A 14,519-nucleotide genomic window follows, 5' to 3' on the forward strand; every position below is an offset into this window, starting at 1 on the left:
CGGGGTGCGGTTGTCATCGCCGCTCTTAGGCGGTCATGCCGTTTGGTCGGCGAGTTCGATCCAGACCGGCGCGTGGTCACTCGCTTTCTCCCAGCCGCGAACCGCCCTATCGACATTGGCAGCACGCAGGCGATCGGCAATCGCCGGGCTCAGGAGCAGGTGGTCCAGCCGCAGCCCGGCGTCTCGGCCCCATGCGTTTCGGAAGTAATCCCAGAACGTGTAGATGCGCTCTCCCGGGTGCATCGTGCGAAGCGCATCGGTCCACCCCTGAGCGACCAGGGCGTGATAGGCGCTCCGGACCTCCGGTCGGAACAGAGCGTCGTCTCGCCAACGTTCCGGCTTGTAGACGTCGAGATCCGTCGGCATGACGTTGTAGTCCCCCGCCAGTACCACCGGCACGTCCAGCGACAGCAGCTCTGACGCATATTCCGTCAGACGATCGAACCAGCGCAGCTTGTAGTAGAATTTCGGCCCGGGCGCGGGATTGCCGTTCGGCAGGTAGATGCAGCCGATCAGCACGCCAGCGACAGCCGCCTCGATATACCGGCTGTGGCCGTCATCCGGATCGCCCGGCAGTCCGCGCCGCGTCTCGATCGGCTGGGTTCCGCGGGCGAGGATCGCCACCCCGTTCCAGCTTTTCTGACCATGCCAGATGGCGCCATAGCCAGCCTTCTCGATCTGTCCGCGCGGGAAGCGTTCATCGGGCGCCTTCAGCTCCTGCAGGCAGACGACGTCCGGCTCCGCCTCTGCCAGCCATCGCAGCAGAACCGGGAGCCGGCCGTTCACGCCGTTGACGTTGAAGGTCGCGATCTTCATCGCGGTGCGCGTCAGCGGTCGCCTCTGTCGCCCTCGCCGGACTTCACTTTGGTCTTGGCCGATTTACGCACGTCCTGCGCCAGCGAGCGCCCGACATCGTCGGATTCCTTGAACCGGCCTTCGTCGTCGCGGCGCACATAACGCTTGTCGGTGCCGGTGTCGATGAGTTCGCGCTTGCTCATGGGGTTCTCCTGATTGGCAGCTCCAGCGGCTGCTGAACAGGAAAGTCGCGCAGTGGAGTCGCGGTTCCGCGTCGCTCGCTACCGAAAATCCCGCGTCTTCACCCTGATCTCGTCGAGATGGAGATACGGGTCCACCATATTACGCGCCTTCGGCAAGCCACGGGGATCGGGCGTCGGCGAGCCGTGGTGGAATTTGTCGCCTCGTCCATGCGGCAGCGGGAAGGCCGCATCACGTGACCCGACGATGGCGGACTCGGCCGGCAGGTCGACCAGGCGATGTTCGAAGGCACCTCTACTCGAGATGCCCCTCAGAACTTCACGGACAGCGCCGCGTTGAAACCGTTCTGGGTAACGCCGCCGCCGAACTGCCCCTGATAGGCCAGCCCGAGGGTCGCCGCCTCGGACAGGCTCACAGCGAGCCCCGCCTCGACCACCGCCGCATCCTCGGCGATCGGCACTCCGGCCACCGTGAAGTTCTCCGAACCGGCAAAGGCCAGCGTCGAAGCCGCCACCACATCGCCAAACGCATGCCGCCAGCCCAGCGCTCCGCTCAGCACCACGTCCCCGGAGTCCAGGCTCAAGGCAGTCGAGGCCCGCAGTCCCAGCGTCGTGAAGGTTGTCTCCATGTCCTGGCCCGCCGCGCTCAGAGCCGCCGCCCCGCCCTGCTCCGTGAAGCCGTCCGTGTCGACGCTGACATAGGCCAGCCCCGCAAAGGGTTCGAAGGACGCGACGCCGAGATCGATGCGATAACCGACATCGCCGAAGGCCTGGAAGGTGCCGGCGTCATAATCGCCCTTCAGCTGATCCGAGAAGCCGGGGATCGCCACCGCGCGCGCCGTCTCGATCTCGCTCCACGTGTAGGCGAGGCCGAGCCGTACCCCCACGGGCCCTTGCTGGGTACCGCCGTAGAGGCCGACATGCCAATCCGTACCGTCGCCGGAAGAAGAACGGTCGTCAATCTCGAAGGAAGCGGAGGAGTAGCCCGCCATCACGCCGAGCCGCCAGCTCTCCAGCATCGGCGCATCGGCACCCATGAAGACGCCGCCAACGTCGTTGTTTACCGAGGCAGCATTGTCAGTGCCGGCAAAGCCGCCCCAGGAACCGAAGCCATAGGCCCAGAACGCGCCGCGCTCGGTATCGGCGGGAAGGGCCTTCACCGCCCCGCCCTCATAGGCCATCACCGGGCTTGTCGGCGCCGCTACCCCGCCGAACGCCGCTCGCAGCCGCCCGGCCACCGCGTCGCGCAGGAAGTGGCTGTTCTGCATCAGCACCGACTGCGCCGAGGCGTGGATCTCGCCCGAGAGCTGGTCAAGGCCGGAACGGATCGTCGACAGATCGTTCGGCAACAGCGCCACGGCGTCATAGAGCGGGTTCTCCGCCGCGAGGCCGAGGCTCTCCACCGCCGCCGCCGTCGCCGCCTGCGTGCCGGTGGCCGCCGCCGAGGCGAAGTCGAGCTCGTTGCGCGCAACCTCCAGAGCCACCGTGCCGGCGGCATAGTCATAGGCGACCTCGGTGTCGAGGAAGGCGAAATCGGCCTGCACCTCATCGAAGCGCCCGGACAGCCCGCCTTCGGCCGCGAGCAGCGTATAGCTGCCGCGCGGCGCCACATCGGAGGCCTCCACCAGGAGGGTCGCACCGCTTTCGATCGTGGCGCTGCCGGTGACCTGCACCGCCGCGTCCTGGCTCTTCGCCGGGGCTCCGCCGACCGCCATCACGGAGCCGCCCTGCATGATGACGTCGGCATTGATGGTTAGGTCGAGGCGCTTAGGCAACCCGGTCGTGCCGAGAGTGCCGCCAGGCTCGACAACGATAGTGCTCCCTTCGCCCGAACCGACAGTGCCATAGCCCCAGAGCGCCCCGCCATATTGGATCACATAGGAGCCGCCGAGTGTCGCATCGGCGTGCAGCTCATCGCGGCCGACGACGAAACCGCCCCGATGTATGGTGGTGAGCCCCGTAAAACCGCTTCCGTCACCATTATAGACGAACGTGGGGTATCCGGTCTTGAGCAAGGCGCCCGTGCCGGATATCCGGCCGACATTAATCCCGACGGATGCCGATTGATCGACCATCAGGGTGGCATTCGAGCCGATCGCCACATTACCCGAGAAGGTGGCCGGGCCGATCCGCAGATCGCCCGCCTCCAGCGTCCAATCCAGTTCCGAGGTTCCGGTCAGGGCGAGACTGCCGGTGCCCCGTTTGACCATCATACCCGCCGCGACATCCAGTCCGCGGATCGCGCCGGCGAAGCTGCCGTCGGCCGACTGATCGAAGACGACGGTGCCGGCATTGCTGAGACTACCGCGAATGGTGTCGGCATTGCCGATCAGCGTCCCGGCCTCGACCTCGGTGTTGCGATAGCTGCTGGCTCCAGCCAGCACCAGCGTGCCGTCGCCAGCCTTGCGCAGGTCGCGCCCGCCAAGCGCGCCGCGAAGCTCCAGTGTCGTGCCCGCAGCGACGTCCAAATTGCCGGCACCTTCAAACGTCACGGCGCGTGTGGTGAGGATGTCCGCCGTCGTCGCCAGCGTTCCGCCATTGAGCACCAGGCCGCCCGATGCTGCGCCGAGAGCGGCATCGGCGGAAACCGACAGCACGCCGGCATCGATGCGTGTGCCGCCGGTGTAGCTGTTGGCCCCCTCCAGCACGAGGGTGCCATGGTCCGTCTTCACCAGCCGGGAGCTGCCCGTGAGCTCGGCGGCAATGGTGGCGATCATGGAACCGCCTGCCGCGGTCCCATCGCCCACGCGGATGACGCTCTCCCCGCCGGCACCCGCTAGGGCGAGCACATCGCCCTCGACCCGATAGCCATCTGTCGCGAATTGCAGGCCGGCAACCGCCACCGCGCCATCCGCGTCGTCAACGCTCACCGTGCCCGGCGCGCCCTGGAACACCGCGAAGCCGGGCACCGAGAATGGCCCGTTCACCGCCCCATCGACCGAGGTCCAGCTGCGCTCGTCAAGGCGCCAGGTGCCGGCGCCGCCGTTGACCACGCCATTGTCGTAGAAGGCGGGATTGCCGCCGTCCCAGAAGCTCAGCGTCGCGCCGGCGCTCGAGACGAGGTTCACCTCATGCGCCACCGCCGTCTGCACCGACAGATCTGCCGGGTCGATCCCCGCCGGCACCGCGCCGATGGCGAGGCCGTTGTCGGTCAGCGTGCCGCCATACTCGAACAGCCGGTAGACACCCAGGCCGAAGCCGCCCTGGTCGGTGACGTTCAGCGTGCCGTCAAGGGTGAGGTTGCCGCCGATATCGAACAGCGCGGGAGCAGGGACCGCTCCGCCGAGCACGGCGTTGACACGTGACGTGCTGATCAGCGTCGCGTCGCCGGCAACGGCGAGGGTACGGCCCTGCACTCCCGCCAGAGCGCCGCTGCCATTGAACATGGCGTCGCCATCGATCTCTCCCGTCCCCGACAATATGCCGCCCGATCGAACCGTGACGTCGCCGAGGAAGGTACCGTCCACCTGCAGGCGTCCGCCATTCACCGATGCCGTCCCGCCCAATGCATTCGCGACGACCAATGTTCCGCCCGACACGGTGGTGAGGCCGGCGAATGACGAACTGTCCGCCGTAAGCTTGGTCACGCCGGCCAGTTGATCGATCTTGTGGGTGCCGGAGACCTTGTTGGTCACTTCCGGCGCGAACACGTAATCGCTGCTGGTGTGGTTGAACACCACCGTGCCGACGCCGGTACCGAAATTGACCTCGCTGGCCTTCAGCTCGCCGGGCCAACGAGCCGCGGCATTGGCCGCGGCGCCGATATTGATCGTACCGGCGCTGCTCGCGCCATTGGCGAGGATCACCCGGCCCGGATCGCCCTCGCTGCCAACCAGGACCACGCCATCGCCGGCGATCGTCAGAGCACCGCGTGCGCCGTTTCCGATACGAATTCCGCCGGAACTCTGCCAGAGCGAGGGATTGCCGTCGGCATCGACGCCTGAGACCGATACGAGACTGAACTGGCCGTTCGCTCCGCCACGGAGCTCACCCCATGTATTGCTGACCTTGCCGCCATTCTCGATGATCAGCGCTCCGCCATCGGCGATTTCGACGGGAGCCCGACTGTCCCATGTCGAGCGGGTGCCGTCGCCGCTGCCCGAGACCGTCACTGTTCCTCGAACGGTCGAAGGACTGCGCGTGATCATCAACCCGCCACCCTCGACGGTGAAATCGGAATATGAATCGAAACCTGAGGTCGTCCACGTCGCCGGCGTGCCGTGGGCGCTCGTCCCTGAAATGAGCACGCTGCCGTTACGGATGTTGGCCGTGGCGCTATCGAGCTGCCCACCGTCCCGAACGATAAGCCTTGAATTCCAGTCCAATAGAAGCGCCTCGGTCTCCCAGATCGACGCGCTTCCATCGTCGGCAGTTCCTGAAACCATCAGCAGACCACTATAAGAGACCGAGGTTCTGGGGCTGTAGCCGGTGCCGCCGTCCTCAAGCGACACGATGGCGCGGACGATGTCGAGTTGATCGCCGTTTTCCCAATGGGAAGCGTTCCCATTGGCGTCGGCTCCGCTTATCTCCACCCTGCTGGGACGCAATGTGTCAGCGTTCTGATAGCCGATGGTGGCGTCCGTCGTCTCGACCCGGCCACCATCCTTGATGTACATCGCGCCCGTACTCACGGCCGTGCCGATGGTAATCTTGCCGCCGACATGAAACAGAGAGGGATTGCCGAAGTCGTCGATGCCGGTCACCGCCACAGTGCCGGTTCCCTGCTGGCTACTGACATCCGCATCCATCGGGGTTGTGACATGACCGCCCCCTGTAATGCTTAGCGTCGCATCGCCAAGACCGTAGATGTTGGCCCCGCGACCGATGCCCAATGTCTTTTCGATCGCCCAGGTCGAAGGATTTCCATTCACGTCTGTTCCCGACACATGGACTTCAGCATTCCACGGACTGCCGGCAATAACGGAGTTGGTGGAGGACATCCGGGCGCCGTCCTCGATGGTGACCTTGCTATCGCTGTACAGAATGTAAAGGGAAGGCGTCTGCCACTCGGAAGGATTTCCGGCGGCATCGGTGCCGGATATGGTGAAATCGGCAGAACTGCTGCTGATCCATGCAAGCGGGCTGCGCAGCAGCGCCCCGTTTTCGACGATCACGGTACCGCGGCGGATGTCGAAATCATCGGTAGACGTTCCAAGGATATCCAGCGTCGAGCGCGTGCCATTCGTGCCGGAAATAGAGATAAGCGCCTCCGCGCCGTAGCGCTCACCCATTACGATCGACGATGTCGTGACCTTGCTGCCGTCATTGATGGACAGCGTCCCGCTGCCATAACTGCCAACGGTCAACACACCTTCATTCCGCCAGCTCGCCGAGCTGCCGCTCATCGTCACCGTGCCGTCGCCATCACCCCAACGACCTATATAGGCATCGGCACTGGTAACCTGGCCATTGGCGATGTCGAGGGTACCGGTGCCGCTCACGCCGACCCGCAATTGGCCGTCTACGTCCCAATATCCCCCGGCAAGCGTCACCTCGCCATGGCTTCCCGCCTCCCTGCCGATGACTCCGCTGCCGCTGGAGACCCAACCACTATCGGCAATCCGTAGCGTCCCCTCTCCAAGATGGCCGACTGTCAGTTTGTCGGCCTGCCATCGTGAAAACGCGCCATTCGCGCCTCGGCCGGATACCGTCACGACACCTGTGCTGCCCTCGCCGAGCGCGAGGTAGCTCTCCCCGGAGATCACGCTCCCGCCGTCCTCGATCGACAGGGAGCCGGTCCCACGGTGACCGATCGACATAAGCCCGGCATTCGTCCAGCGGGAAACGCCGAAGTCGCTGCCGACGATCTCGACCGTGCCATTGCCGCGGCCGCTCTCGCCGATGTAGCCCTCGGCACTCGTCACCTGCCCGCCATCCGAAATGGTCAGCGTGCCGGTTCCCTGCGAGCCGACCACCAGCGCCTGCGTATTCTCCCAGCGCGCGGCGTTCCCGAGTGCATCGACCCCCGACACCACCGCCGAGCCCGTCGAGCCGGTGCGGAAGCCGATCTTGGTCTCGCCGGTTTCCATCAGTCCGCCATCGGTGATCTCCAAGGCGCCCGTGCCGTGATAGCCGACCCGGAACGTCTCTGTGCCGATGAAGCTTGAGCCCGCCCCCGACACGCTCATCGTGCCCGATGATCCCGGCTGCCAGCCGAGCAGCGACCACGAACCGCCGACCGCCACCTGCCCGCCTTCTTCAATGGTAAGCACACCCGCGCCCGCGCGGCCCACCATGATGGGACCGGTCTCCCACCGCGAGGCATTGCCGGCGGCGTCAGTACCCGCGACCGTGACCGATCCCGTGCTGCCCGCATTGGTGCCGATCCGCGACCACAGGCTGGTCATCTGCCCGCCGTCCTCGACGCGCACCGACCCGTCGCCCGAATAGCCGACCGACAGGAAGCCGGCATTCTCCCAGATCGAGGCCTTGCCGCTTGCATCGGCGCCAGACACGACCACCGTGCCCACACCGTCGACATTCCGGCCTATATAGGTGCCGACAAAACCGGGCGCATGGATAGAGCTGACAAGCTGCCCACCATTCTCGACCGCGATCGATCCTACGTCGTCGATGCCGATCGACAGTACCGGACCGGCATCCCATGCCGGAGTTGGCGGAGACGGCACGGCCGGAGATACGTCACCGCTCCCGCTCACCGATTGCGCCAGCGCGATTGGCACGCCGAGGCCAATCAGCGCCACCGAGGTCAGCGCTGTGGACGTCAGCAGCCAGAAGCAGCGAGATGCGACCTGCCGGCGCAGGGCCGTTGATCCATGGCCGTTGTCGCATCCATCGACAGGCACTCGGCCCACACTTGCCCACATACAGCCATCCCCTCCCGCCAAAGTAAGTCAACCTTACTTCAAGTCAGGTCGCGATCAATGCGACAGGACCGACCATCGCTCCGCTGGCCGGATCCAACATCTTGCTAACGCTTGTTCGAGCGGACCGCATGGCCGATCGCAGGCGTAGTGGATGGGTCGTCGTCGCAGCCGCGGCCGGCGCGGATCGATGTCGGGGCGCGCATGCGCGGCATGTGGAAGTGAGTGTGCTAAGTTGCCTTCGGCCGGCCGAGTCGCTCTCAGGAGAAGGAGTGCTGAGGCTCCTCCTCTATCCCTCCGGCTCATCCGTGACAGCCGCATTCAGAATGGCCTTGGCGGCCTCGACGTCTTCGAGAAGCGCTATGCGGTTCCGACCCGGAACCCGCGGGTTGGTCCACCTCTCGCCGACGACCGCGACGCATCGTCCATCATATGCGCTATCGACCATCAATGCCTCGATGGCGTCCGCGTTCACGTAGATCGGCGTGCCGTCCGGTGCGTGGAAGCCGGCAAGGCGCACATACGGTGCGAACAGACCAGCGATGGCCTGGATGTTACCAAGTGCGAAAATGCCGCCCTTGCCCCAATCGACGAGCGTGCACCCATCGGGGTCATGAAGGTTCTTAAGGGCCGGCCTGAGCTTCAACAGCGCGCCGGCTTGGATCGACGCTGGATTCCCGTGATAATCGGTAAGATCGACTAGCATTTGCCCCTCTCAGGTTACCCACAGAGGAACTGTGTAGCAGTCAATCGTCATGTGCAACTTATACTCGCATCGCTCGAATTTGCAGGCGATCACCGACCTTGTCGGTACACTGCGCAACGGCGCCGGCAACCTGCCGCCGCAGCCGAACATCTTCCCGGATTATCCAGCGCCCATCGTGCGGATGGGCGTCGATGGCGAGCGCGAGCTTGTCTTGGCAGTTGGGGCATGCCGACAATGCGAGCAAACCACTCGACACCACAGCACACCCGCTCTGATGTGTTGCTACACCCACTCTTCACCCGCCCTCAGGGCGATCAGCCCCACCTTGCGATCGCTGCAGATGCGGTTGGCAGATGCGGTTGCTGGTCAGTTGACTTTGGCCCACACGTCCGTGTCGGGCAATCTAGCGCTTTTGAGGGAGTGAGAGGGCGGTCAACGCACGATCGGGTCGAGCACTGAGCCACTGGCCCACCCCCGCAAGCGTGCGTGCAAGGCCACAGCCTCCGCTTCGGTCAAACTAGCGATGCAGTCCGCTGCGAACCTCGCGGGGCGGGTATCTCCAATCGTGCGAAGATAGTTTAGGCGAGGTGGGAGGTAAGCGGGCGTTCCTCCAATCGCGTCATTGCAAAGGTCTTCGAACAGTTGACGCAAAATGCGCTCTTGCCCTTTTTGCTGAGCAGCAAGGGATGGATTGTTGATAATATAGTCTCTTGTAATCTGTTTCAGGATGAGCACCTCATCCGCCTCTTCCTGATTAATCTGAACGCATTTCCCTTGATCATCCGGCGTTTGCAAGCGGGCGGCCCGAATGTATCTACCGATCAGTTCGGAGGTCAGGTTACGAAGTTCTTGTCGCTGATGGCGCTCGCCCGTGTAGGGCTCGTTTATTACCGAACCGAACCCGCCTCGGATGAACGCGTCCAAGTTTCTCATTGCTTCGCGCAAACGGCCGCCGGCATCGGTGGGGGCGTTGAACCATTTGGCTGTGGCGCGCTCAATGATCTGTTTGCTTTGATCTCCGAGGATACGGTGCCACGGGATGATGCCGCAGCGGTGAAAGTCTTCTAAGTCGTGAACCGAGTAGGCGATATCGTCAGCCCAATCCATCAGGTCGGCCTCTGCCGTTTTGGCCGAGTGCCCTAACCCTTCTCGGGCAAATTCGAAGTCGTCCCTCTCCGATGTATAGACGTTCCACTTCGTTCGGCGGCTTTCGTCGCTCTTGTCGCGCAGCCAGGGATATTTGAGAGTTGCCGCGAGCGTTGCCCGCGTTAGATCCAAGCCGCCGCACTCCTCGAAGCGAACGGCTAGCTTTGTGATGATGCGGAAGGTTTGCGCGTTACCCTCGAAGCCATCCTCGTCGCACTCAGCTTCAACCAACTCATTGAGCACATGCTCGCCGACGTGGCCAAAAGGGGGATGTCCTAGATCGTGCGCTAAACACGCCGCCTCCACGACTTCCGGATGCAATCCGACCTTGGTTGCCAATTCCGGGCTATCTGCGCAGCATTTTTCTGCTAATCGACGACCGACTTGGGCTACCTTGATGGTGTGCTGCTGACGCGTGTGAAACACGTCCGCCTCGCCCGCCCGGACGATTTGTGTGATCCCCGACAAGCGACGAAACGCCGAGGAGTATAAGATTCGATCACGGTCCCTTTGGAATGGGTGCCGTTGATCATTCGCCATGACCGAATGGCGTCGTTTCGACCGCTCTCTGTCGGATGTCGTCAAAGTTGAACCGATTGCTGGCGCGCTTGCGTCAGGCCGCAGCGACCTGGTGCGGAGCGTACAGGCGCAACCTTGAACCGAGTTCAAGAGCGTTGCTATTCAAAGCGCGTTGAATGGCGCGCTGGATGTCGCGTTCAGCGAAGCCCTTGCCCGTAAAATGGTACAACAGGTCAAGCGCAGACATGCCATTATCCGCCTTCGCGACAACGGCAACGAGTTCGGCATCGGTGGGGCGGCCCTGATGCGATTGCGTGTGCACAGCGTGCTCCTGCGGGGCGTGTGTGGTTTCGATGCACTGCAGAAAAACTGTCTGCTGTCGTTGAACAACCTTGCCGCATCAAATTCAGATTGGCAATTCCGCCGCCTGCATCAAAACGCAGCACCTGTTCGGGTGATTAACACGCATGGCCGGTTAACGATCCATGTGCAAACGGAAATTCGCTCTGCCGTCGCCTGCAGATTTTTCGGAGTCTTGCGTGCGTGGCCGCGCCGATATTCGTGAGCGAATTTTGCGGGGGCGAATTCAGCGTCAGCGCCGAGCCGGCAGCTGCTCGCTGAGATCTCCGGTCAGAATCCACGTCATGTTACGGCTCTGCCGCCCGGCGGCTCGTTCGTCGTTCACCTGTCTGTCGCCACTATGACGGAAGGCACGCATGTGCGTGAGCGACGATCAGTCTTGCCCTGATGCTGTTCAGGTTGCCATGGGCATCGGGACCTGTTCGGCGGCATGCTCGCCAACAGGATCGGTAGCGAACCCGCGCTCCTGATCGACCTGGTCGGATTGATCCCGACGTTGGCGGCGTTGCCGCCCAGCGCTAGACACGTCGTCCGATTTTAATCAACCTATTCATCTGGGACGTGTTCGCCTTCGCGATCTCCCCGAGCAGAGCGTCGATGCATCATGGATGCATCACGTGTTTTCGGGTCTGGAGTAGCGCAGGGCGGCGGCGACAAGGTTTCGAAAGCTTGGCGAGGCTCGGATTTCCCGGGTCGCGGCGCGCACGAGGCGGTCCACGTCGTCCTCGCCCTCCCCGGACCCCGAAAGCACCTGCAAAGCCCTCTCGACATAGCTTTTTCTGTCGCGGACTAGCCCGTCAACGACTTTCGAGTAGTGCCCCTGCGTGATGCCCAGATCGCGGGCTACCGCACGCTGGCTCACGCCGGCGGCGAGCCGGGCCTGCTCCAATTCATCCGCGCGCGGCGATCGATGAGGCTTGTCACTATTCATGCATTTATATCACAATGCATCATCACCGTTCGTCAAGGAGTCTCGATGCAGACCGCGTTTGCGATAGTCGATGGCCGGATGGCCAGTTGGACCCTGCCGCCGCGGGACGACGAGGTGATGCCAGGCGTTCGCTGGGGTTCGGTGTCCGAAGTGCTCAGCCCGGCCTACTGGACCGCGGCCGCCCGCACTGCGCCCGAAGCGACCCACGGATTCATTTGCCTCGACGGCAATCTGGCGGCGGAGGTCGGCTTCTGCCTGCTAGGCGGCCACGGAATCACGGCGGAAATGGCGACGGCCGCCTATGAGCGGCTGGAGGCTGAGGGCGTGTTTTCCAGCGGATCGCGCGCCGATGCCGGGTCGATATTCTCGGCGCTGCAGCGTCCGCTAACCGTCGAGGGCCGTTCCGTCCGCTACCGCTTCCCACGACAACGCTCCACACGCATCGCGGACGCCCTGGTCCTCCTCCGCGAACGGCCGGTCCACACCAGCGACCCGCGTCGCTTGCGCTCCGAGCTGATGCGGATCCCGGGCATCGGCCCGAAGACGGCGTCCTGGATCGTGCGCAATCACACCGGCAGCGACGACGTCGCCATTCTCGACATCCATATTATTCGCGCCTGCCAAGTGATGCGGGTGTTCGGGCATGACATCCGCCTGCCGCGCGACTACGAACGACTCGAGGACCTCTTTCTCACCTTCGCGCGCCGGATCGGCGTCCAGGCTGCGGTACTGGACGCCGTCATGTGGTCGCAGATGCGGCGGCTCCCCATGGAGATTACACGTCCCTATTGAGGTCGCCCAGCTTCCGGTAGCATTTGCCAGTAGCGGCTGGGAGCGAATCATGGCGGGCAGGACGCGGAAAGTCCCTACAGGTGGCGGAGGCGGTGGTGGAGACGATCCCGTCGGCGGCGATGGCAGCCCACGCGATCCCGGCAATCCCCAGGCTGATCAGTGCAACCTCTATTTCACGACGCCACTTCAGGGCGCAGACCCCGCCGTCGTGGCGACCCTGACCCCAGGCGCCGAGGTCAACGTCGAAGTGCAACCCGGCGCGCCCTTTCCGTCCGTGATCTGCCGGGTACGAGCGACCGGACAGATCGCCGGCTCACTCGCAGGCGCAGATGAGCTCATCGAACTCATCGCCTGCTCGGCGGACGGACATCGCTATCGGGGTCAGGTGGTCGGCGCACAATCGCCACCGCTGATCCGCGTCTATCGGAGCCAGCGGCCGAGCGCATGATCGTCACAGGCGGCCTCTACCGCGAGCGGTGCGTCGTTCCAGCCTGGAATCACCTGTATGGTTCTGGCGGTCGCGCAGCCGCGGCATTGGCGCAGCGCGGCGCAGCCATTGAACTCGTGACTTATTGCGAGACCGCCTTCCTGCCACGTGCCCAACAGCTCCTGAGCCTGAGCCACGTTCGTCTCACGGCGACGCCCAGCCGCAGGACGCCGGCGTTTCACTATTTTCATCCTATGAGCGCGCCCGACATGTACTGGAGCGGGGAACGCGAGGCCCCGATCGATGTCGAGGGCGACGTCGTGCTGCGGTTCGGCATGTTGGAAGGCGAAGCGCGCGTGCGCGCCCGCACTGCCGTCTTCGATCCGCAGTCGTCCGGTGTAGCCTATCGTGACAACGGCTCCGCGGCGGAGCGCGTAGCCACGATTCTCAACGAGCGGGAGCTTCGCGCCCTAGCGCCGGAACCCGATCTGGATAAAGCCGCACGCGCGTTGCTCGCAGGCCATCCCAATGACATCGTCGTCGTCAAGCGCGGCGCGCACGGGGCCGAGGTGCATGGCGCCGACGGGTTGATCGGGCGTGCGCCGGCGTACTGGAGCCCGCGGGTGTTCAAGATCGGCAGCGGTGACGTATTCTCCGCCGCCTTTGCATTGTTCTGGGCGGTCGAAGGGCGCGAACCCGCCGTAGCGGTAGACTTGGCCTCGCGCGCGGTTGCCCATTATGTGGCGTGTCGCGCGCCGCCGATCCCAAGCGCCTCAAATCTGCAAGGCGAAGCGCTGCCCAGCTATACCTCGCGGGGCCGGGTTTACCTGGCAGCGCCGTTCTTCTCGCTCGGCGAGCGCTGGATGGTGGAGGAGGCGCGGGCCGCGCTGCTGGGCTTGGGCTGCGAGGTGTTCTCACCGCTGCACGAGGTCGGGTTCGGCGAACCTGAGGAGGTCGCGCCGCGCGACCTGGCCGGACTCGACGAGTGTACGGCGGTTCTGGCGATCCTCGACGGAGGCGATCCCGGCACCCTCTTTGAAGTCGGGCACGCGCGGCTGCGTAGTATTCCCGTTGTCGGCTTGGCGGAAAATGTTCGCGCGCACGACGTCACCATGCCTCTCGGAACGGGAAGCGAGATCGTCGACGATTTCGCGTCCGCCATTTACCGCGCGGCCTGGGCGGCGATGCGATGAAGGCGCTCCTCTTCTCGGGCGGCCTCGATTCGACAGCACTGGCAGCCTGGCTGCGGCCGGACGTGCTCGTCACGGTCGACTACGGGCAGCGCGTCGCCGTTGCCGAGCGCCGCGCCGCTGCCGAGATCGCCCGGCGATTGGCACTGCGGCACGAGATCATCGGCGTGGATGCCTCGGGCCTAGGCGTGGGTCACCTGGCGGGACGAGCGCCGTCCGCGCTCGCTGCGGCCCCGGAGTGGTGGCCCTATCGCAACCAGCTGCTTGTCACCGTGGCGGCGATGCGACTAGTCGGCGAAGGCCTATCCGAGATATTCATCGGCACCGTGCTGGGCGACGACGTTCACGCTGACGGCCGCCCTGAGTTCTTGGCTGCGCTCGATCAGCTGATGTCAGTGCAGGAAGGCAGCGTACGCCTGTCGGCCCCTGCCAGAGCTCTAAGTTCGGAGGATTTGGTGCGACGGGCACCTCGGATGGAGGAATTGGTCCCGTGGACGTTTTCCTGTCACGTCGGCGAGTTCCCGTGCGGCCAATGCAAAGGTTGCACCAAGCACAAGCTCGTGCTCGACGCGATCGCGCGAAAGCCGTGACGCTCCCCGATCACGCGTCAAATTCGCAAGTTGTTAATC

Annotated in this window: 11 protein-coding genes; 5 read left to right on the top strand and 6 right to left on the bottom strand. The window is 64.3% G+C overall.

The annotated features are described in order from the left end of the window. Positions 1–33: 33 nt before the first annotated feature. From xth to J2X65_RS21205, 5 genes are all read right to left on the bottom strand, one after another. Complete coding sequence (gene xth / locus J2X65_RS21180) at positions 34–816, bottom strand: exodeoxyribonuclease III (protein ID WP_310205424.1); 783 nt, start codon at positions 814–816, stop codon at positions 34–36. Positions 817–827: 11 nt separating this feature from the next. After that, complete coding sequence (locus J2X65_RS21185) at positions 828–998, bottom strand: hypothetical protein (RefSeq protein ID WP_310204582.1); 171 nt, start codon at positions 996–998, stop codon at positions 828–830. A gap of 308 nt (positions 999–1,306) precedes the next feature. After that, complete coding sequence (locus tag J2X65_RS21195) at positions 1,307–7,843, bottom strand: autotransporter domain-containing protein (RefSeq protein WP_310205427.1); 6,537 nt, start codon at positions 7,841–7,843, stop codon at positions 1,307–1,309. 265 nt (positions 7,844–8,108) lie between these two features. After that, the gene (locus tag J2X65_RS21200; protein ID WP_310205430.1) at positions 8,109–8,525 is read right to left on the bottom strand and encodes a hypothetical protein; all 417 of its coding nucleotides are present in this window, start codon (positions 8,523–8,525) and stop codon (positions 8,109–8,111) included. A 432-nt stretch (positions 8,526–8,957) separates the two neighbouring features. Beyond that, positions 8,958–10,211: a dGTP triphosphohydrolase gene (locus J2X65_RS21205; RefSeq protein WP_310205433.1), complete on the bottom strand. Its 1,254-nt coding sequence runs from the start codon at positions 10,209–10,211 to the stop codon at positions 8,958–8,960. 151 nt (positions 10,212–10,362) lie between these two features. On the opposite strand from J2X65_RS21205, the gene J2X65_RS21210 reads away from it, so the two are divergent. After that, positions 10,363–10,755 (top strand): hypothetical protein, encoded by a 393-nt coding sequence (locus J2X65_RS21210; protein ID WP_310205436.1) that lies wholly within the window; start codon positions 10,363–10,365, stop codon positions 10,753–10,755. A gap of 408 nt (positions 10,756–11,163) precedes the next feature. Here the strand turns inward: J2X65_RS21210 and J2X65_RS21215 are convergent, their stop codons facing one another. Further along, the gene (locus tag J2X65_RS21215) at positions 11,164–11,481 is read right to left on the bottom strand and encodes a helix-turn-helix transcriptional regulator (protein WP_310205439.1); all 318 of its coding nucleotides are present in this window, start codon (positions 11,479–11,481) and stop codon (positions 11,164–11,166) included. A gap of 45 nt (positions 11,482–11,526) precedes the next feature. Here J2X65_RS21215 and J2X65_RS21220 point away from each other — a divergent pair, with 45 nt between their 5' ends. The 4 genes from J2X65_RS21220 to J2X65_RS21235 are packed head-to-tail and all read left to right on the top strand — an operon-like array spanning position 11,527 to position 14,480. Then, entirely contained in the window at positions 11,527–12,273 is a 747-nt protein-coding gene (locus J2X65_RS21220; RefSeq protein WP_310205442.1) for a hypothetical protein, read from the top strand. 49 nt (positions 12,274–12,322) lie between these two features. Then, complete coding sequence (locus J2X65_RS21225; RefSeq protein WP_310205445.1) at positions 12,323–12,721, top strand: hypothetical protein; 399 nt, start codon at positions 12,323–12,325, stop codon at positions 12,719–12,721. Then, positions 12,718–13,893 (top strand): nucleoside 2-deoxyribosyltransferase, encoded by a 1,176-nt coding sequence (locus J2X65_RS21230; RefSeq protein ID WP_310205448.1) that lies wholly within the window; start codon positions 12,718–12,720, stop codon positions 13,891–13,893. The genes J2X65_RS21225 and J2X65_RS21230 overlap by 4 nt, the downstream gene beginning before the upstream one ends. Beyond that, positions 13,890–14,480: a 7-cyano-7-deazaguanine synthase gene (locus tag J2X65_RS21235; protein WP_310205451.1), complete on the top strand. Its 591-nt coding sequence runs from the start codon at positions 13,890–13,892 to the stop codon at positions 14,478–14,480. Before J2X65_RS21230 ends, J2X65_RS21235 begins: the two co-directional genes overlap by 4 nt. Positions 14,481–14,519: the final 39 nt, after the last annotated feature.

Source organism: Ancylobacter sp. 3268 (assembly GCF_031456575.1).
Taxonomy (GTDB): Bacteria; Pseudomonadota; Alphaproteobacteria; order Rhizobiales; family Xanthobacteraceae; genus Ancylobacter.

Excerpts from the sequence above, each read along its gene's own strand:
- xth (WP_310205424.1), bottom strand. The coding sequence starts at position 816 with ATGAAGATCGCGACCTTCAACGTCAACGGCGTGAACGGCCGGCTCCCG.
- J2X65_RS21185 (WP_310204582.1), bottom strand. The coding sequence starts at position 998 with ATGAGCAAGCGCGAACTCATCGACACCGGCACCGACAAGCGTTATGTG.
- J2X65_RS21200 (WP_310205430.1), bottom strand. The coding sequence starts at position 8,525 with ATGCTAGTCGATCTTACCGATTATCACGGGAATCCAGCGTCGATCCAA.
- J2X65_RS21205 (WP_310205433.1), bottom strand. The coding sequence starts at position 10,211 with ATGGCGAATGATCAACGGCACCCATTCCAAAGGGACCGTGATCGAATC.
- J2X65_RS21215 (WP_310205439.1), bottom strand. The coding sequence starts at position 11,481 with ATGAATAGTGACAAGCCTCATCGATCGCCGCGCGCGGATGAATTGGAG.
- J2X65_RS21220 (WP_310205442.1), top strand. The coding sequence starts at position 11,527 with ATGCAGACCGCGTTTGCGATAGTCGATGGCCGGATGGCCAGTTGGACC.
- J2X65_RS21225 (WP_310205445.1), top strand. The coding sequence starts at position 12,323 with ATGGCGGGCAGGACGCGGAAAGTCCCTACAGGTGGCGGAGGCGGTGGT.
- J2X65_RS21230 (WP_310205448.1), top strand. The coding sequence starts at position 12,718 with ATGATCGTCACAGGCGGCCTCTACCGCGAGCGGTGCGTCGTTCCAGCC.
- J2X65_RS21235 (WP_310205451.1), top strand. The coding sequence starts at position 13,890 with ATGAAGGCGCTCCTCTTCTCGGGCGGCCTCGATTCGACAGCACTGGCA.